Below are 23,529 nucleotides of genomic sequence, written 5' to 3' on the forward strand. Positions count from 1 at the left end.
GTCTTTCCCTTCTCGCTGAGCGACAGCCTGGCCGGATTGCTGCGCGATCGCAGTCATCCGCTGCAACCGGTTGCACTCACGCGGCTTATCCGCCGCGCCTTGACCATACGGCGTATCGAAGAGGCCGTGCTGCCACTGCACATCGTCACCACCGATCTGCTAAGCGGTGCCGAGGTGATCCTCTCGTCAGGCGATGCCGAGCAGGCGATGGTCTATATCCGCGAGGCTCACCCGGGAGAATTGCTTCCTGCACATGAGAGCATGATGCAAAAGCGCGCGCAGGCCGAGCGGCTGCGTCAGGCAGAAGGTATCGATTGGCCGATGCTGATCGACGATACCGATGGCACAACGCATAAGGCCTACGACGAAATGCCGAACCCGGTGTTCGTCATCGACCGCGACGGCTATGTGGCCTTTCGCGGGGAGTTTGCCCATGCACCGACCCTTTGGCAGGCCCTTCAGGCCTTGCAGGCGCAGGACTGGCGCGGCATGGCGCCTCATTCCCTGGACAAGAAACCACACATGCTCGGCGCGACGGCTTTCGGCTGGCGCGGCCCAGAACGCGGTGGTGAGATCGCCCAGCACGACCTGATGAAGGGCGCGCCGCCATTGGCGCTCAACCTGCGCCTGGGGCAGTGGATGGAGCCAGTCCTGGGCCCCTTGCAAGCCGCAGCCAGCCGCTTCCTCCCAGCGCGAAATTGGCGTTGGTTGCCGGAGGGCTGGGGTTGTTGACCTTGCTCTTCAAGCGACGCTCGCACTGAGTGGTTCCCGCGCCGAGATCAGGTCCCTCCTCGGCGGTCGCCAGGCAACAGCCCTGGAGCAAGATAACCCAAGGTACATAGCAACAGCCCGTACAGATTGGTGCCGAGCAACAGGGCGTACTTGCCATCGCCGATGGCCCAGGAAGCGGGTATGGCACCGAGCGTCAGTGCCACACCGAGCCCCAGCCCGGTCCAGAAACTGAGGTGAAAACCAAGCGACGTAGGCCGGACCAGCCCATGCAGCAGAAAGACCGGTGCCATCCCGATCACCATGGTTCCGCTGATCGTGGTGGCTTTCAAAATGTCCGTACCGGCCAGCATGGGCAAGTTGCCGAGTACCGCAAACACCACCATCACCGCCATACCGACTGCGATGGCTTTCTGGCCGAAATCTCGGCCAGAAAGCGCCGGCAGTTCACGCCCGGCCAGTTTTGCCAGGCTGGAAAACGTGGAATCGAGCGTAGAGCCTGCCGCCGAAACCATCACGATGGTCATCACCAGCATGGCCACCACACCCATCGAACGGGCCAGCTCAGCGGGCACGTTACTGCTGCTCGCCACACCGGCCAGGCTTGCATGCACACCGATCAGGCTGAACGCCAGGATGGCTACGAAGCCGAGCAGGCCCGCGGCGAAGAACGAGCGACGCATACTCCGCTCTTCGGTAATAAAGCCACGGTCAGTCAACACCGGGTCATGAAAGGGATAACTGAACAGCTGCAAGCCGGCCACCAGCAGCAAGTCCACGCCGGCATCCAGCGCCCAGCGGCTGGTACTGGCGAGCTCGGCAGCTGTATGTCGGGGCAGTACCAGGCCAAGTACCAGGCCGAGAGCGATCACAAAGATCGCCGCCTGGGCCGCATCGGTGAGGATCGAGCTACGCAGCCCGCCGCGCAGGCTGTAGCCGAGGGTCACGGCGGTAAAGAGCAACGCTGCAAGGATGAAAGGCAGACTGCCCGTGGCACCGTAGTAGCCACCGACCACGGCGGTGTTGCTCCAGACCTCGTTGAACAGCCGGATCAGGATCGCGGCGCTGAAAGCCAGCGCCGCCGCACGGCCGTAGTGCTGCTGCAGAAAACTGACCAGGCCGGTCGCGCCGAAATGACGGCGTAACCGATAGATGACCCAGCCGGCCAGGGGGATCGACAGCCAGTACGTCGCATAAGCCAGGCCGCCGACCAAGCCGTATTCCGCGCCCAGGTTGGCGGCATTGGTGACCGATTTTGCGAATATCCAACTGATGAAAACGCTCGTGGTCACCAGCCAGGGAGCTGCCTGCCGCCCCTTGCCATCCTCGCCCTGAAAGAAGCCACCGAGGGTTACCGCTCGCGGTGTCAGCACGAACATCACGGCGCCATAGGCGAGCAGAAAGCCCCAGAAGAACAGCCCCAACAGATCATTGGCCACCATGGTTTCGTTTTCCTTTTCTTCGTCTATCAGCGATCGCCTGATGCATGCGACCACCGGCTCGGCAGTTGGAGACCGAAGCCAGCGAAGTGTTACAACGAAATCGTAGCGCCCTGGCTATAGCCGCTGGTGCCTGCCCGAAAAACAGAACTCGCCCAGCTCCAGCTGTAACACCCTCCCCTTGAGTTCATCGGAACAGTACGGAATGTCTGTTGCCGACTCACCGGTCGCAGGCGCCGAAATCGTTTCCAGAACAATCATTCAAGAGGAAATCGCCATGCGCCCCCACCTTTGCCCGGACCGTTTACCGGTACGTCATCACTCCCTCGCCGCGATGTTTTCCGCCAGCGTGCTGGCGTTATCGCTGGCCGGCCCGGTGCTGGCAAACCCCTGCGCGCCCTGCCGTAGCCGTTGTGCACCTGCCGCACTCAACCCCTGTGCGGGCAAGAACCCCTGCGCCGGGAAAAACCCGTGCGCCGGAAAGAGCCCCTGCGCAACGAAAAACCCCTGCGCAGGCGAGAATCCATGCGCCACAAAGAATCCGTGTGCGTCGAAAAATCCCTGTGCTGCCAAAAATCCCTGTGCTGCGAAGTTGAGTCCCTGTGCCACCAAGGCAGTCAAGCGGCCGGCAGGCTACAAACCATACAAGGCAGCGCAGGCGGAGCTGGTCGGTTACGGCGAGCAGTTGTTCAAGGACACCAGCTTGAGCAGCAACGGGATGTCCTGTGCGAGCTGCCATCAGGACGGCGCGATGTTCACGGCCAGCTTCGCCGAGCCCTACCCGCATCGGGTCGAGATGGCCGCCGATCAGTTCGGCATGTCGCAGATCCATCTGGACGAGATGATCCAGGTCTGCATGGTCGCCCCCATGGCCGCCGAACCATTGCCTTGGGATTCGCGCAAGCTGGCTGCATTGACCGCCTATACGCAAAGCCTGCAGGCAGGCTTTACGCCAACCGCGTCCAAGGCAAACCCCTGTGCGGCGAAGAACCCTTGTGCGGCGAAAAGCCCCCGCTAAACGGAGCAGGTGGCTGGCACTCAAAGCAGCCGCCGCCCCTCCAAACAGGAGTGATGTGATGAGCTCTTTCAGCGCCCTCCCCAACTACCCGATCGAGGCGCCGGCCAGTTGGCCGATGGACGCGATCGAACGTGCGGCCCTGCTGGACGCAGCGCAGGAAGTGCGGCGCTGCCAGCAAGCGCTCGCCAAGGCCGGGCTGAATGTGGTCGGTGAGCTGCTGCGTGGCCATGAAGGTTTCTACGAGATGAATCATTACCCGGACGACGACGTCTACGACCGGGACAGCCACGCCCAGTACTACTACCACGCACACCGCGAGGGCGCCGGGGAACATGGCCACTTCCACACCTTCCTCCGCGGGCCTGGTGTGCCGGCGAGCCTGCAGCAGACATTGGCAGTACCAGCCGATGTGCAGTCCGTCACCCATCTCATTGCGGTGTCCATGGATGCCTGGGGGCAGCCCATCGGACTGTTCGCCTGCAACCGCTGGGTAACGGGCGAAAGCTGGTTTCCGGCCGAGGCGGTCGAGCAGATGCTGCCGCGGTTTGCCATCGACCACGCCTACCCCTCCTGGCCGACCAACCTGTGGTTGAGCGCGCTGCTGCGGCTGTTCCGTCCGCACATCCTGGCGCTGATCGCACACCGCGACCAGGTGATCGCCGCGTGGCAGGCGCAACACCCGGAGCGCGATGTCTTCGGAGATCGGGCGCTGGAAATCACCGGCTATCTGCCCATTTCGGTCGACGGCTGGGTGGCGCTACTCGCGCAGGCGCCGGCGCCGCGGATAGCCGCCGGGCAGGAAAGTCGTCAACGGCAGGAACCGCCGGGGCATGACCTTATCGGACTCAGGAAGAGCGGCAGGACGCTGAGCACGCACGCAGGAAGCTGAACCAGCAACCATGCAGGAGATAACCATGAACTCATCACACACCGCTTATGAACGCAACATGCCCAAAGGACTGCTTGCCGGTTTCATCGCCACCGTGGTGCTATCAGTCCTGATGCTGATGAAGACCATGATGGGCCTGATGCCGCAACTGGACGTCATCGCCATGCTCAGCGGCATGCTGGGCAGTGGCCCGGCCATTGGCTGGCTGCTGCACTTCTTCATCGGCACGGTGCTCTATGGCATCGCCATCGCCCTGCTGGCGAGCCGCGCCACCCGCAGCGCGACGATGTCCGCCGTACTGCTCGGGGTGATCGGCTGGTTGATCATGATGATCCTGCTGATGCCCATGACCGGCCAGGGCCTGTTCGGGATGAACCTGGGCCTGATGGCACCGATCATGACCCTTGTCCTTCACCTGATCTTCGGGGCGGCCCTCGGTGCGGTTTATGGAAAGCTCGCCGCCGCCCACGCGGCGCGTTCGCCCGCGCGGCCGGCCGAGCACCACTAGGCTGGCGCTATCCAACGGAGGAACGCTGCCATGTCGAGCACCTACACGCAGTTGCCCATCGAGCGTCATGGACTGATCGGCGACCGCCGTAGCGCCCCCCTGGCGGGCTGCGACGGCAGCATCTCTTGGCGCCTGCGGGAGTTCTGCCTCGCATCGTTTGCCGCCTTATTAAGGGCGAAAACAACGTATGATCAGCGTTTAAGCGGAATTGCCGCATTGGCATTCATTGATTGCGACCCTCAAAAGCCTCGCTCGCGCGAGGCTTTTTTGTGTTCCGAGGTCGGAGGTCGTCGTTGTAAAAAAAATCAGGGAAGCGCCCGCTTTCAAACATTCGGCTGACGACCGGTACGGAATCTGTTGATCAAGCGCGGAATATTCGCCCCGCTTGTGCGGTCGGAACAGGCAGACCTGCCGAAGCCGGAGCCTTGATGAACAGCCTCACCGAACCACCGCTACAGCACCTCGACGATGCCTTTTTCGACCGGGACGCGCAAATTGTCGCTCAGGCATTGCTCGGTACCGTAATTCGCCACTGCGTCGACGGGTTGTGGTTGTCGGCGCGCATCATCGAGACGGAGGCCTATTACATCGACGAGAAAGCCAGTCACTCTTCGCTCGGCCACAGCTCCTCGCGGCGCGCCATGTTCATGCCGGCCGGCCATCTCTATCTGTATTACTCGCGGGGCGGGGACTCACTGAACTTCAGCGTGCAGGGGGACGGCAATGCGGTTTGCATCAAGGCCGGCTATCCCTGGGTCGATTCGCTGTCCTGCGAAGAATCTATCGAACGCATGCGCACCAACAGCCCCGCCGCCGCGGGAGGCCCACGCCCCCTGACCCGCCTCTGTTCTGGCCAGACGCTGCTATGCAAGGCGCTGGGGCTGAAGGTAACGGAGTGGAATGCCCAGCGCATGGACCCTACCAAACTGCGCTTGGATGACATCGGTGCGCGCCCGGATATCATCCAGACCACCCGCCTCGGCATTCCCGCCGGTCGTGACGAGCACCTGCCGTACCGATTTGTCGATGCCGGCTTTGCCGCACATTGCACGCGCAATCCGATGCGCCGTGGACAACAGGAGGGTCAGGACTACGTACTACTGCGCCGCGAGCTGTTAGCGAGCTAGCTCATCACTCAAACAGCCGTGACCAGACGAATCCGGGTGATCTCCGACGGCGCCCCGAAGCGCAGCGGCGGTCCCCAGTAACCCGTGCCACGGCTGATATAGATCTGCATGTCACCAACGCGCTGCAGCCCCGCCACCCACGGCTGCTGCCAGTGCACAAAATGCATCCACGGCCAAAATTGCCCGCCGTGGGTATGGCCAGACAACTGCAGATCGCAGCCAGCCTCAACTGCCGCCTTAGCCGAACGCGGCTGGTGCGCCAGCAGAATGCGCGAAACGTCGGTGGGCGCGCCGGCAAACGCCGCAACCGGATCGCTTCGATGGCTGGGCCGGAACAGCTCGGCCGAATAGTCGGCAATGCCGGCCAATACCAAGCGAGCACCGTCGTGTTCGAGTTGAACATGGCGATTGAGCAACAACGCCATACCCAGCCGCTCGAACTCGGCAATCCAGCTGTCGGCACCGGAGTAGTATTCGTGATTGCCGGTCACCACATAAGTGCCATGACGGGCGCTCAGTTGAGCCAACGGCGCAATGTCATCGGCCAGATCGGCAACGCTGCCGTCCACAAGATCGCCGGTGATGACGATCAGATCGGGAGAAAGTCCATTGACCCGCCTGATGATCGCATCGATATATCCCTGCTTGATTGTCGGCCCTACATGGATATCACTGAGCTGCACGATACTGAAGCCTTCCAGCGCGGCGGGTAGATTGCGCAAGGTGATGTCGCGTTCGACCGCCCGGGCCGTGCGCCGGGCGTTGAGCACGCCTAACAGGGTAACGGCTGCAACCGCGACGACGACCGCCAGCGCCGATCCCTGCGCAATTGCAGCCGACTCCCAGCCCAGCAATGAAGCCAACACCAATGCAAAGGCCCGCAGCAATGCGAATATCGCCAGGCTGGAAAAGATCCCCATCGCCAGCAATCCGGACCACGCCAGCAGCGCACTGCCCGCCCCTCGCACCAGCACGCCGTAGCGCATCAGTACAGCCGAAAGCACGAGATAGCCCCACGCCAGAGCCGTGCCGAGCATTCCGAGCGAGAGATCCGAAACCAGCGTGACGCCAATGAATACATGCAGGCCAATCAGCAAAACACCAACCAATAACCGCCTGTTCATGCGTTACGTCTCTCGAGTAAGGGAGCACGCCGCTTGCTTGAACAGGCGGCGTTTCGGTGTGGGAAAAGGCCAGGTAGGGCTCGATCGATCTGCAGCACGCACCGCCGAGGCACGCCGCCGCTCGCCCATCGCGGCCCGATGATGTCACGGAGCGGTGAGGGCTGCGGGAGGTTTTGGCAGCAATGCGGCAACCGCAGTCGGCCGCCACTGAAGGTCAAGGCGGGGCGTGGGCACGATCAGTCAGCGTGTTCCGGTAGCTTGCGAGCCGACGGTTCGCACAGGATTGGTCAACCGCTCGGGCGTCAGGCCGCGCCCGCTGCAGATCATAGCGCGCAGCTCGACGCAGCCAGAGTCAGGTGCTACATCACGCCGGGGTCAGGCATCGGATCCGGCGGCGGCGGCTCCTTCTCCAGATTTTCGAGTACCTCGTCGGGCAGCGTGTCGCCGTCGTCGAGCTCGGTATCGCTTTCGGCGTCGTCCAGGTCGTTCAGTGGCGACTCGTCCGCCAGCCAGGGATAGAGCGGCGGATCGCTTGGGAGGGTAATGCTGAGCATGATGGTCTTCTCATAAGATGTGCCTGCTGCGTTAGGCAGGGCCGGGCTGACATGGTTCGGCCCGGTCGTCCTAGCGTGCCCGCTCCTGCTCGCCCAGGCACTCGCTCAGGTAATCGAGAAAACAGGTGGTACGGGCGGCGAGCGCGGTATTGCGGTAGTACACCGCATGGATCGGCTGCGGCATCCTGACGTTCGCCTCGGCCAGCGCCTCTGCCAGTGCGCCCCCGGCGCGATCGCGCACGGCCATGAAGTCCTACAAACAGGCGATACCTTGGCCGGCCAACGCCAGTGCCTCACCGTCTCGCCACTCGATGTCCACAGGCTCGGCACGATCGGCCAAGTCTCGCCAAGGGGATGACGCAGCGGCCAGTGATTGAGGCTTTCCGGCTGGGTAAAACCGATCAGGCTGTGGGTCGCCAGGTCTCCGACCTGAGCGGGACTGATCGACAGCAGAACGGAAGCGCCACCGCGCAGACGCCAAGGCCAGCCGGCGGGCGCAGCATAAGCATTTGATAGACGGACGAAAAATCATAGTAGGAGGGTTGACAGCCAAAGGCGCGACGAGAATAATGCGCGCCACTTGGCTACGTAGCTCAGTTGGTTAGAGCATAGCATTCATAATGCTGGGGTCCGGGGTTCAAGTCCCTGCGTAGCCACCAAACAAAACAAGGGCTTACCGAAAGGTAGGCCCTTTTTTGTTGTGCCTTAATGACTACAGCGCGCCTACGCGGTTAACCAGTAGCCCGCAGCGGCTCAATCTCATGTTCGATCTCTTCGCCAGTCGCCGCATAGGTAGTCGCCAGGGCGTAGTCCGACTGCAGATTCATCCAGAACTGTGCGGATGTATCGAAGTAACGGGCCAGGCGAATTGCGGTATCAGCAGTTATCCCGCGACGCTCACGCACGATGTCATTAATGGTCGGGGCCGACACATGTAGCGCACGAGCAAGCGCAGCGGGAGTCATGCCCAGCGGCTCTAGAAATTCTTCGCGCAGCACTTCACCAGGGTGAACGGGGCGCATGCCGTTAATTGCCAACGTAGCCATCTCCTCAGTGGTAATCGACGATTTCAATCTGCGTAGGGCCTGCGTCTGTCCAGACAAAGCAGGTCCGCCATTGGTCGTTGATCCTGATGCTATGTTGCCCTGCCCGATTGCCTTGCAATGCTTCCAATCTGTTTCCCGTTAGGGAACGTAGATCTCGCAGCTCCATTGCCGCATTGAGCATACGTTCAGGATGTTTTCCCAACGCCGGGAGCCTCCTGGCTCGCACAACGTCCTAGAGTGGACCCAGGGTCGGCCCGTGAGCAACAAGCACCCCGAGTCGCCCCAGGTGAAGATGGTCGAACACGCCGACGCGCGCCGCATGCTGCTGATGCAGAAAGCCTACGCTGAAGGCAGCCTGGCCCTGTGCCTCTACGCCAGCACTCTGGTGGAAGATGCCAACACCGCCGCCGACGACAGCGAGCGCAAGGCCGCAGCGGAGCTGCTGGACCTGATCACACCCATGGTCAAGAGCTGGCCGTCCAAGTACGGGGTGATCGCTTCCGACCTGGGCATCCAGGTTCTCGGCGGTGCCGGCTACACCCGGGAATATCCGCTGGAGCAGCTGTACCGCGACAACCGCCTGAACCCGATCCACGAAGGCACCGAGGGCATCTAGGGCATCGACCTGCTGGGTCGGAAACTCGGCCCCAAGGGCGGCGACGGCTACGCGAAGTTCCAGCGTCGCATACAGGCCACCCTGGCGGAGGCCACTGCCATGGATACTTGCAGTAAACTCTCCAGCCAGCTGACACAAGCCCTGGAGATCCTGAAGTCGGTAACCTCGGATCTCCAGCAGCAACTGGCCGCCGACCCGGACCACGGCCCGTCCAACGCAACCATGTACCTGGACCTGTTCGGCAAGGTGTTGGTGGGCTGGATCTGGCTCAAACAGGCCATGGCAGCAGAGAAAGCCCTGGCCGCCGGTGCCTCTGGCTCGGAAGAGCAGTTCTACCAGGGCAAGATCCACGCGGCCCGGTATTTCATGAACTGGAAGCTGGCGCCGCTGGACGGCTACGCACAGCTGTTGAGCGCCGGTAACCGCGACAACCTGGACATGCAGAACGATTGGTTCTGATTTTTCTGAGCTTATCGGTCAGATCCGGAGAACAGCTCACAGCGGATACCTGTTCGCTCGCCTCCCCCGAAGCAACCTATTCGTACTCAAAAAAAGAATGGAGCATACCTAAATGAGCAGCCCCCAAGACCACTATACCCCGGAACAACTGAAAGCCCTGGACCACGTAAAGCAGGCCGAAAAGGAAGCCGACAACATCCCTGGCATCAGTCCGGGTATCCAGCTGCGCTCCATCAAAAAGGTCGCTGTTATCGGTGCCGGCACCATGGGCGGTGGCATCGCCATGAACTACGCCAATGCCGGCATTCCCGTGGTCATGCTGGAACTCAAGCAGGAGGCCCTGAACAAGGGGCTGGACATCATCCGCAAGAACTATCAGCGCACCGTGAACAAGGGCCGGCTCAGCCAGGAAGCCATGGACCAGCGCATGGCCCTGCTCTCCGGCACCCTCAGCTACGACGTTCTGGGCGATGCCGACCTGGTGATCGAAGCCGTATTCGAAAGCATGGACGTCAAGAAGCAGGTATTCGGCACCCTCGAAAAGGTGTGCAAGCCCGGCGCCATACTCGCCTCCAACACCTCCACCCTGGACGTTGACGAGATTGCCGCCTCCACCGGCCGCCCCCAGGACGTGATTGGCCTGCACTTCTTCAGCCCGGCCAATGTGATTAAGCTGCTGGAGATCGTTCGCGGCGAGAATACCGCCGACGACGTATTGGCCACCTGCCTCGATATGGCAAAAGCCATCCACAAGGTGGCGGTGGTGTCCGGCGTCTGCTTCGGCTTCATCGGTAACCGCATGCTCGAACCCTACGCCCGTGAGGCCCACCGTCTCGTTCTCGAAGGCGCCACACCGGCCCAGGTAGACGGCGTCATGACGGCCACTGGACTGGCCATGGGTGTACTGTCCATGTACGACCTGGCGGGCATCGACGTGGGCTACCTGGTGCGAGAGTCCCGCCGCAACGAAATCGGCCACGACCCGGGGTACTGCAAACTGGCCGACGAGCTTTACCATCTGGGCCGCTACGGCCAGAAGACCGGCCGGGGGTTCTACATCTATGAGGACCGCGAGAAAAAAGAAGATCCGGAAGTGAACCAGCTGGCGGAGTCGATCGCCGCTGACCTGGGCATCGAGCGGCGGGGGATCGGCAACGACGAGATTCACGACCGCTGCCTGTACATGCTGATCAACGAGGGCATCCAGATCCTTGATGAGGGGATTGCCCTGCGCAGCGGCGATATCGACCTGGTGTGGATCCACGGCTATGGATTCCCCGCGTGGCTGGGCGGCCCCATGCACTACGCCGAACAGATTGGACTGGAAAAGATCCTCGGCACCATCCGCCACTATCGCGACACCCTGGGGGACTACGGCAAAATGTGGTTCGAGCCGGCAGCGCTGCTGGAAAAGCTGGTCGCCCAAGGCAGGAACCGGATCGAAAAAATCTGATGCCGGGGTCGGACCCGTTTTCGTGGAAAACAGGGTCTGACCCTGCTTTTACCGCAGCCGGACGACACCGGTAGAATCAGCATCAGCCACGATTCAAGACCAAGAGGAAAAGAACGTGAGAGAAGCAGTTATCGTATCTACCGCCCGTACGCCCATCGGCAAGGCGTTCAAGGGCCTGTTCAATAACACCAAGTCCCCCACCATGGCCTCCTTCGCTATCAGGGCGGCCGTTGAACGCGCCAAAGTCGACCCGGCGGAAATCGAGGATCTGTTGATGGGTACCGCCATGCCCTCCGGCACCGCGGGCTGGAACCTGGGTCGCATGGCCGCGCTGGCCTCGGGCCTGCCGGAAACCGTCAGCGGCACCACCATGGACCGTCAGTGCGCCTCTGGCTTGATGGCCATTGCCACCGCCGCCAAGCAGATCATGGTGGACGGCCAGCAGGTGGCCATCGGTGCGGGCCACGAGAACATCTCCCGGGTGCAGCAGAAGAACTTCGAGTGGATGGCCTCTGAAAAGGACGAGAATGTTATCCGGCACGCTGAGCATGCCTACATGCCCATGCTGGAGACCGCCGAACACGTGGCGAAGATCTACGGCATCAGCCGTGATGCCCAGGACGAGTATTCCCTTCAGTCCCAGCAGCGCACCGCCGCCGCCCAAGAGAAAGGCCTGTTCGACGACGAGATCGTGCCGGTTACCACTATCAAGGCGGTAATGAACAAGGAGACGAAGGAAGTCACCTACACAGAAGCCACCCTCGATAAAGACGAAGGCAACCGTCCCTCCACTACACTGGATGGGCTGCAGAGCCTGAACCCGGTCATTGACGGCGGCTGCATTACGGCCGGTAACGCCAGCCAGCTGTCCGACGGCGCCAGCGCCTGCGTGCTGATGAACTCCAAGCTGGCCGAGCAGCGCGGCCTGGCGCCACTGGGCGTCTATCGCGGCATGGCCGTGGCTGGCCTAAAGCCGGAAGAAATGGGCATCGGCCCGGTCTACGCCGTGCCCAAGCTGCTCAAGCAGCACGGCCTGAAAGTGGACGATATCGGCCTGTGGGAGCTCAACGAAGCCTTCGCCGTGCAGGTGCTCTACTGCCGCGACAAGCTGGGCATTCCCAATAATCGCCTGAACGTCAACGGCGGCGCCATCTCCATCGGCCACCCTTACGGCATGAGCGGCGCTCGGATGGTGGGCCACGCCCTGCTGGAAGGCAAGCGCCAGGGCGTGAAATATGTGGTCGTCACCATGTGCGTGGGCGGCGGCATGGGTGCAGCCGGCCTGTTCGAGGTGCTGTGATGAGCCATCCCCTTGATGCGTTCTCACTCAAAGGCAAAACCGTCATTATCACTGGCGCGTCCAGTGGCCTTGGCGCTCATTTTGCCAAAGTATGCAGCCAGGCGGGTGCCCGGGTCGTGATCGGCGCCCGCCGCATGGAGAAACTCAATCCGCTGGCGGAGGACATCCGCAACGACGGTGGCGAGGTGCTGGCCGTCGCCATGGACGTGACCCGCCGCGACAGTGTCGAGGCCGCCTTCGACGCCGCCGAGGAAGCCTTCGGTGTGGTGGATGTGCTGCTGAATAACGCCGGGGTCGGCGGTACCGCCCGCGCCCTCGAGATCAGCGAGGAAGACTGGCGCTTCATGCTGGGCACCAACCTCGACGGCGTGTGGCGCGTCGCCCAGTGCGCGGCTCAGCGTATGGCGGAAGCGGGCAAGCCCGGCAGCATCGTCAACATCGCATCCATCCTCGGGCTGCGGGTAGGCAAGGGCCTGAGCCACTACGCCACCTCGAAGGCGGCAGTGGTGCAGCTCACCAAATCCCTTGGCATGGAGCTGGCCCGTTACAGCATCCGCGTCAACGCCATTGCTCCGGGTTACTTCCGCACCGAGATCAACGAGGATTTCTTCGACACGGAACAGGGCCAGGAATTCATCCGCAAGGGCGTACCCATGCGCCGTCTTGGTCAGCTGGATGAGCTCAACGGCGCCATGCTGCTGCTCGCAAGCGACGCGGGGCAGTTCATGACCGGCTCCGTGGTAACCGTCGACGGCGGCCACGTGGTCAGCCCGCTGTAACACCCACTGGCCGCGCGCTGCGGCCAGCGGCTCATCCTGGTCCTTACCAAACCAGGGAAGGCATGGCAGGTCGTTCAGACAACAGCCCCGGCACCCGGGAAGACCGTACCCCCTGAGTGCCTGTGATTCGCTTCCGGTATCGTCAGGCACGACAGCACCGGACCGGGGGCTTTCGCCGCAAGCAGCCCCATGCCTTACCCTTTTCATTCGGAGGAGAGAGACGGGCCTCCCAGGTTCCCGGGAAACCCCTGTGTGGACATTGCCCTGCTCTGCTCTTCGACCCCGGTGGCCCTCCCCTGCCAATCCATACGGCAGGATCGTGTTGCCTTCCAATATTTGAAAAATGTTCGGCGCTCAGAACAGGATTGATCCCCATGAAAGCTGGCGATTACTCTGTGGCTGGAAGGAGGATGCGTACCGCGTGCTGTTGTCGCTACCTGGCAAGCCCGCTTTCGGCGCTCGGCCGTAGATGGATCTGCCTGAGGCCTCGCCGTCATCTTGCTCAACCCGGGTCGGTGAGGCGGGAGCCCTCAGCCAGCTGAATACCCATACTGAAAACAAAGAACGGGAGTACCCATGGACCAGCCATTCCGATATTACCTGCAAGTTCGTTACGGCGAATGCGACGCCCAGAAGGTCGTCTTTAACGCCCGCTATGGCGATTATATTGATCTGGCCGCCACCGAGTTCCTGCATCACATCTGCGACCAGGAACAGCTGCCCGACGGTGGCTTCGACTACCAGGTGGTCAAGCTGACCATCGAATGGAAAGCGCCGGCCCGCTACCGCGATCAGCTGGAAATTACCGTCGAACCCAGCCACATCGGCAATACCTCGTTCACCCTCACAATGGCTATCCGCAACGCCGCTACCGGGCAGTTCCTGGCCAGCGGCGAGATGATCGGCGTGGCTGTGCATCCGGAAACCGTGGAAAAAATGACCATTCCGGGCATCATGCGCCAGGCCCTGGAGCAGGGTGGGGCGGGGGAGTTTATTGACCACGCCGGCCTGCGCAAAGCGCCTGAAACTGCCCGGATGTAGGCTCGGTATCAACGCCGACTGAAAAGTGACCTACGGCAGCAGGCTTCGAGCGTTATTATCCGATGGAATCCACGTCCTGCGTGTCGCTCGCCCACTCCTCGTCTTGCAGTGCACGCCACTTGAGCTTGCCGGTCGGTGAGCGCGGCAGCGTGCCCCTGAATTCGACGTAGGCCGGCACCTTGTAGGCGGCCATCTCCTCCCGGCACCAGTCGATGATCTCCTGCTCGCTGACCTGGCCCGCCTGACCTTCGCGCAGCACGATGCACGCCTTGACCGTCTCGCCGCGGCGCGGGTCGGGCGTGGAGATGACGCAGCACTCCTGGATCGCCGGATGGCGGTACATGAGGTTCTCCACCTCCGAGGGCCAGACCTTGAAGCCCGAGGCGTTGATCATCCGCTTGAGGCGGTCGACCATGAAGAAGTAGCCCTCCTCGTCGTAGTAGCCCAGGTCGCCGGTGCGAAAGAAGCGCTTGCCGTCGAGCTCGATGAAGGCCCGCTCGGTCTCCTCGGGGCGATTCCAGTAGCCCTGGAAGACCTGCGGCCCGTGGCTGACGATTTCGCCGATTTCCCCCACGCCTTGCTCCAGCTGGGTATCCATGTCGATGACCCGACAATCCACGTCGAAGATGGGAATGCCCAGGCACTGCGCCTTGGGCGCGTCGACCGGATTGACATGGGTGGCGGCGATGGTTTCCGACAGCCCATAGCCCTCGATGTAAGGCAGCCCGGTGAGCTGGCGCAGCTTCGCTTCGACGGCCTTGGGCATGGCCGCCCCACCGCCGCTGATGCCCTTGAGACTGGAGAGGTCGTACTTTTCCACCTCGGGATTGGCGAGAAAATCCATGGCCATGGTCGAGATGTTGACCCAGCTTGTCACGGCATGGCGATGGATGAGTTCGGCTGCCACATTGCGATCCCAGCGGGTCATGATCACCACCGTCGCCCCGCTGTAGATCGGCCCGTTCATCGCGCCCTGCATGCCGGTCACATGAAAATACGGCAAAGTCGCCAACGTTACGGCTTCGCTGGTGCCTTGATTCCACACCGTCTGGAACACTGTCGTTGCCATGGCCGAGCGATGGGTATGCATGCAACCCTTGGGCGCCCCGGTGGTGCCGGAACTGTACGGGAACACACAGAGATCGTCGGGGCCGGCGGTATGCGCGCCGGGGACGCGACCGGATTCCAGCGCCTCGCGCCAGCCGACGACACCGACAAACGCGGGGAGCTGGGCCGGCGCCTGGACCTCCGCCGGCAGGGTCAGCTCGGTGGCCCGGCGCACATAGTCGCCATAGGCTGCCACCACGACGCAATCAAGCCCGCCCTTGCCCGCGAGCGGCGCGATGAACCCTGCCAGCTCCTGGCCGCAGATGCAGATCGTAGCGCCGGTGTCGCTCAGGTAGTGCTCCAGCTCCGCGGTATGGTTCATCGGGTTGACCGGCACCACCACGGCGTCGGCGCGCAGGATGGCGTAATAAGCGATGGTAAATTGCGGCGCATTCTGCATGTACAGCAGTACGCGATCGCCCTTCTTGACGCCCTGATGCTGCAAGTAGCCGGCCAGCGCCTCGACTTCCCGCAACAACTCGGTATACGTGATCACCGTGTCGTAGTAGATGATCGCCGCCTTGTCGGGATAACGCCGGGCGGAAATTTCCAGATTGGCGAACAGGCTGGTCTGGGGCACCGTCAGGTGCTTGGGCAGTTGCTCAGGCCAGACAGCGTAGTGACGGGTGAACATGGCGATCGATCTCCTGTTCGTTGTGAATGATACGGACCACCGCAACAGCCACTGGCTTCCCTGCCGGCGTCACCGACAGGCCACCCTGTTTTCCTGGCGATTGCCCGATTTCGAACCTGTCATGGCTCGTTGATGAGCGTCAACAAATATGGAACACAATTCCATTAAACAAAATGATAATCTCGATTACAGGTACGCCTCGCTAACCTCCTCTCGGAATTCTTGCGCCCCGCCCTGCCAGGGCAATTGGCCGTTCTCGAGCAGATAAATCCTGTTCGAATGCTTGAGGGCGAAGGTCACGTTCTGCTCTCCGAGCAAGATCGTCAGATTCAGCTCTTTCCGCAGTTTCTCTAACGCCTCTGATATGGTTTCAATCACCAGCGGCGCCAGACCTAGAGTCGGCTCGTCCAGGATCAGCAGTTTCGGATTCTGCATCAGCGCTCGTCCGAGCGTCAGCATCTGCTGCTCGCCACCGGAAAGCGTGGAAGCCAGCTGACGCTGACGTTGACTCAGGATGGGAAAGAGCTCGAAGATAGTTTGCAGATTGCGGCCCAAGGCCGCCTTATCGAGGCGCTAGCCTCCCATCTCCAGATTCTCCCGCACCGTCATCGACGCAAACAGCTCGCGAGTCTCCGGGCATTGGGAAATACCGCCACGCACTATCGCGGCGGACGTTTGGCCACGCAATGAACGACCCTGCCACAGGATGTCCCCTTGGTAGTCGACGAATCCCAGCATAGCCTTGAACAGACTGGTCTTGCCGGCGCCGTTCAGCCCGACCACCGAGACGAATTCGCCCTCCCGCACCTCCAGCCGCACATCGTCGAGGGCGCGCGCCTTGCCGTAGTGCAGGCTGCGGATGTCGACCTCCAGCAGCGGCTTGCCGGCGGACGCCCCGTCGCCCAGAGGCTGCGCCGGACCGGCGTCCAGCGACGAACCGAAATAGACCTCGCGCACCCGCGCATCGGCCGTCACCACCTCCGGTGGACCCTCGGCGATCTTCTCGCCGACGTACATGGCGACCACGCGATCGGCGAGCCCGGCGACGGCCTTCACGTTGTGGTCGACCAGCACGATGGCGTGTCCCTCCTCGCGAAAGGACACCACCAGTTCCGATAGCTCGCGGACCTCGCTGGGAGCCAAGCCGGCGAAGGGCTCGTCGAGCAACAGCAGCTTCGGGTTCTGTCCCAGGGCCTTGGCAAATTCCAGCCGGCGCAGGTCCGCGAACGACAGCGAGCCCGGGTGCTCGTCCAGTACCCGTTCGAGCCCGACCCGGGCCGCGATGGCGCGGGCCTGCCGCTTGATCGACGGATGCGGAAACAGGTCGAACAGCGAATCGGGCAGCAGCGCGAGCTCGATGTGTTCCAGCACCGACTGCCGCTTCAGCGGGCGCGAATGCTGGAACACCATGCTGACCCCGGCCTTGGCGACCCGGTGGGTCCGGTGACCCGCGATCTCCTGTCCCTGCAGGCGGATCGAGCCGCTGTCCGGGTGGACGATGCCCATGACCAGGCTCAGCGTTGTCGACTTGCCGGAGCCGTTGGGGCCGATCAGGCCGACGATTTCGCCACGGTCCGCCGTGAAGCTGAGGTTGCTGACGGCGCGCATGCCGCCGAAGCGCTTGCTGATGCTGGAGACCTCGAGCACGCTCATTTGCTTCTCCTGCTTCGAAACAGACCGACGAAGCCGTCGGGCGCGAACAGCAGCGCCAGCAGCGCCACGAGCGCCTGACTGATCATGCCCAGCGGACGCAGCACCTCACCGGCGCCGATCAGAAAGATGGCGCCGATGATCGGGCCGATGATGGAACGCCGCCCGCGGCGTAAATGACGCACACAAAAAAGGCCGACCAACAGGCCAGCCCCCAGACTCATTTACGGATTGGAAAATACTCCGCTCATTCGCTCAGCAAGCAATCCCTCGTCCTGGCTCACCTGCTGGCCGGTAACTCCCTGAATCGCTTCGAGGCCGAACGCCCCGGCGACCACTGCCTGCCGAGCACGATCAGTGCGCTCACGAGCCGTTACGGCGTGGTGTTTCAGAACGAGCCCGAGCATGTGTAGATGGCTATCAAAAACCGCCTCTATCCGGCGAATTGGCGCCCCAGGCGGCGAGCACGCCAAGACTGCGCAAATAGTCGTCATAGGTACCGCTGAAGTCGGTCACGCCCGAGTCGGATAGCTCGATGATACGGGTCGCCAGAGAGCCAACGAATTCCCGGTCATGACTGACGAAGATCAGCGTGCCCGGGTAGTTCTCCAGCGCCAGGTTCAGCGCCTCGATCGATTCCATATCCAGGTGGTTGGTCGGTTCGTCCATCAGCAGCACGTTGGGCTTCTTCAGGATCAGCTTGCCGAACAGCATGCGGCCCTGTTCGCCACCGGAAATCACCCGAACCGACTTCAGGATCTCGTCGTTGGAGAACAGCATGCGGCCGAGGGTGCCGCGCACGACCTGTTCGCCGCCCTGTGTCCATTGGCCCATCCAGTCGAACAGCGACATGTCGTCTTCGAAGTTGTCGGCATGATCCTGGGCGTAATAGCCAAGCTCGGCGCTCTCGGTCCATTTCACCGCGCCGGCATCGGGTTGCAGCTCGCCAACCAGCGTGCGCAACAGGGTCGTCTTGCCAATGCCGTTGGGGCCGATGATAGCGACGCGCTCACCGGCCTCGACAGTGAAACTGAAGTTCTTGAACAACGTTTTGCCGTCGAAGCCTTTGGCAACGTTTTCCACGGTTACCGCCTGGCGATGCAGTTTCTTGATCTGCTCGAAGCGGATGAAAGGGCTGACGCGGCTGGATGGTTTAACTTCAGCCAGCTGGATTTTGTCGATCTGCTTGGCGCGTGAAGTGGCCTGCTTGGCCTTCGAGGCGTTCGCCGAGAAGCGGCTGACGAAGGTCTGCAGCTCGGCAATCTGCGCCTTCTTCTTGGCGTTATCCGACAGCAGCTGTTCGCGAGACTGAGTGGCCGCGGTCATGTATTCATCGTAGTTACCGGGGAACAGGCGCAGCTCGCCGTAATCCAGGTCGGCCATGTGCGTGCACACACTGTTCAGGAAGTGCCGGTCGTGGGAGATGATGATCATGGTGCTGTTGCGCGCCGTGAGTATATTTTCCAGCCAGCCGATGGTGTGAATGTCCAGGTGGTTGGTCGGCTCGTCGAGCAGCAGCACTTCCGGATCGGAAAACAGCGCCTGCGCCAATAGCACGCGGAGCTTCCAGCCGGGTGCCACTTCGCTCATCGGGCCGAAATGCTGATCCAGCGGAATACCCAGGCCCAGCAGCAGTTCACCAGCGCGGGACTCGGCGGTATAGCCATCCATCTCGGCGAACTCGGTTTCCAGCTCGGCGACGGCCATGCCGTCTTCTTCGCTCATCTCCGGCAGCGAGTAGATGCGTTCGCGTTCGGCCTTGACCTTCCACAGTTCCTCGTGACCCATGATGACCGTGTCGATGACATTGAAGTCTTCGTAGGCAAACTGATCCTGCCGCAGCTTCCCCAGGCGCACGTTAGGTTCGAGCATGACCTGGCCGGCCGATGGCTCCAAATCGCCACCGAGAATTTTCATGAAGGTCGACTTGCCGGACCCATTGGCGCCGATCAGACCGTAGCGATTGCCGTTGCCGAACTTGACGGAAACGTTTTCGAACAGCGGCTTGGCGCCGAACTGCATGGTGATGTTAGCGGTGGAAATCAAAGGGGATTACCTATCAATAACTTGTAGCTTGCAGATGGTGCTGAATGGTGCGCGATACTGCGGCTAGAAGCGGAGTCTAAAGTGACCCGGCGGACAGGCAGTAGCGGCAGCCGCGGCGCATTATGGCGAGCTGTTAGGAGAAATGCGGGAGTTGATGCCAGACATTGGGCGCCATTGTCGCATAGGTCTGTCGGCAGTTGCATGACACTCCGCAAATGCAAACGCCCCGAACCAGTCGGGGCGTTTGTTTTGCCTGCGTGACGCGTCAGAACATCAGACAGCGACCACGTCGATCTTTGCTTTGGCCGCAGACTCGCGGAACTCGGCAATCTGATCGAAGCTCAGGTAGCGGTAGACATCAGCCGCCATGGTGTCGATCTGAGCAGCGTAGACCATGTACTCCTCAACGGTCGGCAGGCGACCCAGGATCGAGGCGACTGCTGCCAGTTCGGCAGAAGCCAGGTACACGTTGGTCGCGTCGCCCAGGCGGTTGGGGAAGTTGCGAGTCGAGGTGGAGACCACCGTCGAACCGGTTTCGACCCGAGCCTGGTTACCCATGCACAGCGAGCAGCCCGGCATTTCCAGGCGCGCACCGGCGCGGCCGTAGATGCCGTAGTAGCCTTCCTCGGTCAGCTGGTGCTGGTCCATCTTGGTCGGCGGCGAAAGCCACAGGCGGGTCGGCAGCGAGCCTTCAACCTTGTCCAGCAGCTTGCCGGCGGCACGGAAGTGACCGATGTTGGTCATGCACGAACCGATGAAGACCTCGTCGATCTTCTCGCCCTGTACGCTGGAGAGCAGGCGAGCATCGTCTGGGTCGTTTGGCGCACAGAGAACCGGCTCAGTGACTTCGGACAGGTCGATTTCGATGATCTCGGCGTACTCGGCATCCGCATCGGCAGCCAGCAGCTGCGGGTTGGCCAGCCAGGCTTCCATGGCCTGAGCGCGACGCTCCAGCGTACGAGCATCACCGTAACCTTCACTGATCATCCAGCGCAGCAGGGTAATGTTCGACTGCAGGTACTCAGCGATTGCAGCTTCCGGCAGCTTGATGGTGCAACCGGCAGCAGAGCGCTCGGCGGACGCATCGGACAGCTCGAAAGCCTGCTCGACGGTCAGCTCGTTCAGGCCTTCGATTTCGAGAATACGGCCGGAGAAGATGTTCTTCTTGCCCTTCTTCTCGACGGTCAGCAGACCTTTCTGGATGGCGTAGTAGGGAATCGCATGCACCAGGTCACGCAGCGTGATGCCAGGCTGCATCTTGCCCTTGAAACGAACCAGTACCGACTCCGGCATGTCCAGCGGCATGACGCCAGTGGCTGCGGCGAAGGCGACCAGGCCGGAACCGGCCGGGAAGGAGATGCCCATCGGAAAGCGAGTGTGCGAATCACCGCCGGTACCGACAGTGTCCGGCAGCAGCATGCGGTTCAACCAGCTGTGGATGATGCCGTCGCCCGGACGCAAGGAAACGCCGCCGCGGGTCATGATGAAGTCCGGCAGGGTGTGGTGGGTGGTGACGTCGATCGGCTTCGGATAAGCGGCGGTGTGGCAGAACGACTGCATGACCAGATCGGCGGAGAAGCCCAGGCAGGCCAGGTCTTTCAACTCGTCGCGGGTCATCGGGCCAGTGGTGTCCTGGGAGCCGACGGTGGTCATCTTCGGTTCGCAATAGGTGCCCGGACGGACGCCTTTGTCTTCCGGCAGACCGCAGGCGCGACCGACCATCTTCTGTGCCAAGGTAAAGCCCTTGTTGCTCTCGGCGGGGGCTTCTGGCTTCTTGAACAGGTCCGACGGGCCCATGCCCAGCTCGGCACGTGCCTTTTCGGTCAGACCGCGACCGATGATCAGCGGAATACGACCGCCAGCGCGAACTTCGTCGAGCAGGACATCGGTCTTCAACTGGAAGGTGATGACCAGCTCGTTGCTGCCATGACGGCGCACTTCACCCTTGTACGGATAAACGTCGATCACATCGCCCATGGCCAGATCGGAGCAATCGAATTCGATGGGCAGGGCGCCGGCATCTTCCATGGTGTTGTAGAAGATCGGCGCGATCTTGGTGCCGAAGCAGAAACCGCCGGCACGCTTGTTCGGTACATTCGGGATGTCGTCGCCGAAGAACCACAGCACCGAGTTGGTCGCGGACTTACGCGAAGAACCGGTACCGACCACGTCGCCGACATAGGCGACCGGGAAGCCCTTGGTCTTCAGCTCTTCCATCTGCTTGAGCGGACCAACCGAACCCGGAACGTCAGGATTGATGCCGTCGCGAGCCATTTTCAGCATGGCCAGAGCGTGCAGCGGGATGTCCGGGCGCGACCAGGCGTCCGGCGCCGGCGACAGGTCGTCGGTGTTGGTTTCGCCGGTGACCTTGAATACGGTCAGGGTGACTTTTTCGGCAACCGGGGCGCGGTTCTTGAACCACTCGCCTTCAGCCCAGGACTGCAGGACGGCTTTGGCGTTGGCGTTGCCAGCCTTGGCTTTCTCGGCGACGTCGTGGAAGGCGTCGAACATCAGCAGGGTGTGCTTCAGCTCTTTGGCGGTAATGTCGGAGAGTTCCGGGTCGTCCAGCAGGTCGACCAGCGTGACGATGTTATAACCCCCTTGCATGGTGCCCAGCAGTTCAACAGCGTGCTGCTTGCTGATCAGCGGAGAGGTGGCTTCGCCCTTGGCGATGGCGGCGAGGAATCCGGCCTTGACATAGGCGGCTTCGTCCACGCCCGCGGGAACGCGATTGGTGATCAGGTCGAGGAGGAATTGTTCTTCGCCAGCTGGCGGGTTTTTCAGGAGTTCGACCAAGCCTGCGGTCTGCTCGGCGTTCAGCGGCTGGGGCACGACGCCCTGAGCGGCACGCTCTTCTACGTGTTTGCGATAGGCTTCAAGCACAGTTTTATACCCTCATCATTGGTCCCATGGGTGTCTCGGGACGCGCATCCGGAAGCTGTTTTCAAAGTTTTACGCCGGGTTTGGTGCCGGGTACGCAGGTTAGAGGGATCTGCGCACCCGGAAAGTAGCCGGTCAACTGTGCTCGTGACGCTTTGAAAACAGCTTCTTGCGGATTATGGCGCCTAAAACGGCGGGCCGATTCTACTGGAACGTGCCCGAAAAGTTAAGCGAAACGCCAAGGAGCAGCGATGGCGAGGCCGCTAACGGACATGTTGCGGTTCCGGCTGAGGCCCGTAGTCTATGGGCTGCAAACTCTCTTTTGAGGGCGTGATCCGGATTGGTCAGTGACCCGACCTGGACAAAAGTCTAAGATGCGGCACTATTCTTCGATTCATCGTCCGTCATGTCCAATCAGCGAATCAAAACCCCTTGCGTAGGCCTTTGCTCCACCGTTTACGGCGATCTCGTCTGCCGCGGATGCAAACGGTTCCACCATGAAGTGGTGAGCTGGAACGGCTATAGCGAAGAGGTCAAGCGCTCGGTCTGGCAGCGCCTGGAGGTATTGCTAGCGCAAGTGATGGCGGCAAAGCTGGAGGTTTTCGATGCGCCACTGTTGCATTCGCAGCTGAAAAGCCGACAGATCCGCTTCGTTGCCGACCAGTCACCCTACTGTTGGGCCTATCAACTGATTGCACGCGGCGCGCGCGTGATTCAGCAGCTCGAAGCCTATGGCGTCGTGCTGCTGCCGGAGTTTCGTGATTGGTCTTTGCCTGAGCTTCGCGATGCGATCGACCGGGAGTTCTTTCTCCTTTCCGAAGCCCATTACCAGCGTTATATCGCCCCTCGATTTGTTCCGGACATGGCTCGCTAGCAGCCTGTCGGGCTTTCCCCTTGTGTTCTGTTTTCTGCGCTCATGCTGGCCGGCCCTCAGTGAGGGCCAGCATCAACCATTTCCGCCCAGTTGATCGCCAGACCAGCTAGCTGCTGCCACCTTCCATCGACAACCGGCTGGCGGAGCGTCACTGGGCTCGCGTTATCGTTGAGGTGGTCGGCGGGCTTGAGCTCAGCGAGCTGGAGAAGGCCTATGCCGGGCGTGGCAGCAGCGCCTACCTCCGGTCGAGGCTGCT

22 protein-coding genes, 1 tRNA gene and 5 pseudogenes are annotated in these 23,529 nt (G+C 61.7%); 15 read left to right on the top strand and 13 right to left on the bottom strand.

The window, feature by feature from the left end; genetic code table 11:
- A pseudogene (locus NA637_RS19105) lies at positions 1–732 on the top strand (hypothetical protein); the annotation flags it as partial.
- Between the two features lie 47 nt (positions 733–779).
- Here NA637_RS19105 and NA637_RS19110 read toward each other — a convergent pair.
- Together NA637_RS19110 and NA637_RS19115 are read right to left on the bottom strand one after the other, a co-directional pair.
- Positions 780–2,171, bottom strand: coding sequence for a sodium:solute symporter (locus NA637_RS19110; protein ID WP_256073949.1), 1,392 nt, complete (start codon positions 2,169–2,171; stop codon positions 780–782).
- Positions 2,172–2,486: 315 nt separating this feature from the next.
- Entirely contained in the window at positions 2,487–2,789 is a 303-nt protein-coding gene (locus NA637_RS19115; RefSeq protein WP_256074017.1) for a hypothetical protein, read from the bottom strand.
- Here NA637_RS19115 and NA637_RS19120 point away from each other — a divergent pair.
- The 5 genes from NA637_RS19120 (at position 2,761) to NA637_RS19140 (ending at position 5,710) form a co-directional block, all read left to right on the top strand.
- Positions 2,761–3,186 carry a c-type cytochrome gene (locus tag NA637_RS19120; RefSeq protein WP_256073951.1) on the top strand — a complete coding sequence of 142 codons (426 nt, stop codon included), beginning with the start codon at positions 2,761–2,763 and terminating at the stop codon, positions 3,184–3,186. The genes NA637_RS19115 and NA637_RS19120 overlap by 29 nt on opposite strands.
- Positions 3,187–3,244: 58 nt before the next feature.
- On the top strand, positions 3,245–4,075 hold the full coding sequence (locus tag NA637_RS19125) for a DUF6969 family protein (RefSeq protein WP_256073953.1): 831 nt from the start codon (positions 3,245–3,247) through the stop codon (positions 4,073–4,075).
- 25 nt (positions 4,076–4,100) lie between these two features.
- On the top strand, positions 4,101–4,583 hold the full coding sequence (locus NA637_RS19130; protein WP_256073955.1) for a DUF6789 family protein: 483 nt from the start codon (positions 4,101–4,103) through the stop codon (positions 4,581–4,583).
- A gap of 30 nt (positions 4,584–4,613) precedes the next feature.
- Positions 4,614–4,922 carry a hypothetical protein gene (locus tag NA637_RS19135; protein ID WP_256073957.1) on the top strand — a complete coding sequence of 103 codons (309 nt, stop codon included), beginning with the start codon at positions 4,614–4,616 and terminating at the stop codon, positions 4,920–4,922.
- A gap of 89 nt (positions 4,923–5,011) precedes the next feature.
- Positions 5,012–5,710, top strand: coding sequence for a DNA-3-methyladenine glycosylase (locus NA637_RS19140; RefSeq protein ID WP_256073959.1), 699 nt, complete (start codon positions 5,012–5,014; stop codon positions 5,708–5,710).
- Positions 5,711–5,718: 8 nt separating this feature from the next.
- Here the strand turns inward: NA637_RS19140 and NA637_RS19145 are convergent, their stop codons facing one another.
- The 3 genes and pseudogenes from NA637_RS19145 to NA637_RS19155 form a co-directional block, all read right to left on the bottom strand.
- Positions 5,719–6,834, bottom strand: coding sequence for a metallophosphoesterase (locus NA637_RS19145; RefSeq protein ID WP_256073962.1), 1,116 nt, complete (start codon positions 6,832–6,834; stop codon positions 5,719–5,721).
- Positions 6,835–7,193: 359 nt separating this feature from the next.
- The gene (locus NA637_RS19150; protein ID WP_256073964.1) at positions 7,194–7,388 is read right to left on the bottom strand and encodes a hypothetical protein; all 195 of its coding nucleotides are present in this window, start codon (positions 7,386–7,388) and stop codon (positions 7,194–7,196) included.
- A 70-nt stretch (positions 7,389–7,458) separates the two neighbouring features.
- Positions 7,459–7,826 (bottom strand): annotated as a pseudogene (locus NA637_RS19155) (LysR substrate-binding domain-containing protein); the annotation flags it as partial.
- Between the two features lie 144 nt (positions 7,827–7,970).
- On the opposite strand from NA637_RS19155, the gene NA637_RS19160 reads away from it, so the two are divergent.
- Positions 7,971–8,047: transfer RNA gene (locus NA637_RS19160), tRNA-Met, on the top strand.
- Positions 8,048–8,119: 72 nt separating this feature from the next.
- On the opposite strand, the gene NA637_RS19165 is transcribed toward NA637_RS19160, so the two are convergent.
- Together NA637_RS19165 and NA637_RS25555 are read right to left on the bottom strand one after the other, a co-directional pair.
- Entirely contained in the window at positions 8,120–8,425 is a 306-nt protein-coding gene (locus NA637_RS19165; protein WP_256073977.1) for a HigA family addiction module antitoxin, read from the bottom strand.
- 13 nt (positions 8,426–8,438) lie between these two features.
- A complete protein-coding gene (locus NA637_RS25555) occupies positions 8,439–8,660 on the bottom strand; it encodes a type II toxin-antitoxin system RelE/ParE family toxin (protein WP_256073981.1) in 222 nt (73 codons plus the stop codon).
- A gap of 30 nt (positions 8,661–8,690) precedes the next feature.
- Between NA637_RS25555 and NA637_RS19175 the strand changes: the two genes are divergently transcribed.
- From NA637_RS19175 to NA637_RS19200, 6 genes and pseudogenes are all read left to right on the top strand, one after another.
- Positions 8,691–9,050 (top strand): acyl-CoA dehydrogenase family protein, encoded by a 360-nt coding sequence (locus tag NA637_RS19175; RefSeq protein ID WP_256073995.1) that lies wholly within the window; start codon positions 8,691–8,693, stop codon positions 9,048–9,050.
- 69 nt (positions 9,051–9,119) lie between these two features.
- Positions 9,120–9,509, top strand: coding sequence for an acyl-CoA dehydrogenase C-terminal domain-containing protein (locus NA637_RS19180; protein WP_256074015.1), 390 nt, complete (start codon positions 9,120–9,122; stop codon positions 9,507–9,509).
- A 145-nt stretch (positions 9,510–9,654) separates the two neighbouring features.
- A pseudogene (locus NA637_RS19185) lies at positions 9,655–10,962 on the top strand (3-hydroxyacyl-CoA dehydrogenase NAD-binding domain-containing protein); the annotation flags it as partial.
- Positions 10,963–11,077: 115 nt separating this feature from the next.
- Positions 11,078–12,262 (top strand): acetyl-CoA C-acyltransferase, encoded by a 1,185-nt coding sequence (locus tag NA637_RS19190; protein ID WP_256073997.1) that lies wholly within the window; start codon positions 11,078–11,080, stop codon positions 12,260–12,262.
- Positions 12,262–13,041, top strand: coding sequence for an SDR family NAD(P)-dependent oxidoreductase (locus tag NA637_RS19195; protein WP_256073999.1), 780 nt, complete (start codon positions 12,262–12,264; stop codon positions 13,039–13,041). Before NA637_RS19190 ends, NA637_RS19195 begins: the two co-directional genes overlap by 1 nt.
- Before the next feature lie 576 nt (positions 13,042–13,617).
- Positions 13,618–14,082: an acyl-CoA thioesterase gene (locus NA637_RS19200; protein WP_256074001.1), complete on the top strand. Its 465-nt coding sequence runs from the start codon at positions 13,618–13,620 to the stop codon at positions 14,080–14,082.
- Between the two features lie 55 nt (positions 14,083–14,137).
- On the opposite strand, the gene NA637_RS19205 is transcribed toward NA637_RS19200, so the two are convergent.
- From NA637_RS19205 to acnB, 6 genes and pseudogenes are all read right to left on the bottom strand, one after another.
- Positions 14,138–15,823, bottom strand: coding sequence for a long-chain fatty acid--CoA ligase (locus tag NA637_RS19205; RefSeq protein ID WP_256074003.1), 1,686 nt, complete (start codon positions 15,821–15,823; stop codon positions 14,138–14,140).
- A gap of 186 nt (positions 15,824–16,009) precedes the next feature.
- A pseudogene (locus NA637_RS19210) lies at positions 16,010–17,476 on the bottom strand (ATP-binding cassette domain-containing protein).
- A complete protein-coding gene (locus NA637_RS19215) occupies positions 17,473–17,676 on the bottom strand; it encodes a hypothetical protein (RefSeq protein ID WP_256074005.1) in 204 nt (67 codons plus the stop codon). Before NA637_RS19215 ends, NA637_RS19210 begins: the two are co-directional and overlap by 4 nt.
- Positions 17,677–17,697: 21 nt before the next feature.
- Positions 17,698–17,880 (bottom strand): hypothetical protein, encoded by a 183-nt coding sequence (locus tag NA637_RS19220; protein ID WP_256074007.1) that lies wholly within the window; start codon positions 17,878–17,880, stop codon positions 17,698–17,700.
- A gap of 13 nt (positions 17,881–17,893) precedes the next feature.
- Positions 17,894–19,519 carry an ABC-F family ATPase gene (locus tag NA637_RS19225; RefSeq protein WP_256074009.1) on the bottom strand — a complete coding sequence of 542 codons (1,626 nt, stop codon included), beginning with the start codon at positions 19,517–19,519 and terminating at the stop codon, positions 17,894–17,896.
- Between the two features lie 273 nt (positions 19,520–19,792).
- The gene (gene acnB / locus NA637_RS19230) at positions 19,793–22,402 is read right to left on the bottom strand and encodes a bifunctional aconitate hydratase 2/2-methylisocitrate dehydratase (RefSeq protein WP_256074011.1); all 2,610 of its coding nucleotides are present in this window, start codon (positions 22,400–22,402) and stop codon (positions 19,793–19,795) included.
- Positions 22,403–22,805: 403 nt separating this feature from the next.
- On the opposite strand from acnB, the gene NA637_RS19235 reads away from it, so the two are divergent.
- Both NA637_RS19235 and NA637_RS19240 read left to right on the top strand, forming a co-directional pair.
- Positions 22,806–23,273, top strand: a complete 468-nt coding sequence (locus NA637_RS19235) for a DUF1289 domain-containing protein (protein ID WP_256074013.1) — start codon at positions 22,806–22,808, stop codon at positions 23,271–23,273.
- Between the two features lie 110 nt (positions 23,274–23,383).
- Positions 23,384–23,529, top strand: a pseudogene (locus NA637_RS19240) (IS5/IS1182 family transposase); the annotation flags it as partial.

This window comes from Stutzerimonas stutzeri (assembly GCF_024448935.1).
In the GTDB taxonomy this organism is placed as follows: domain Bacteria; phylum Pseudomonadota; class Gammaproteobacteria; order Pseudomonadales; family Pseudomonadaceae; genus Stutzerimonas; species Stutzerimonas stutzeri_AO.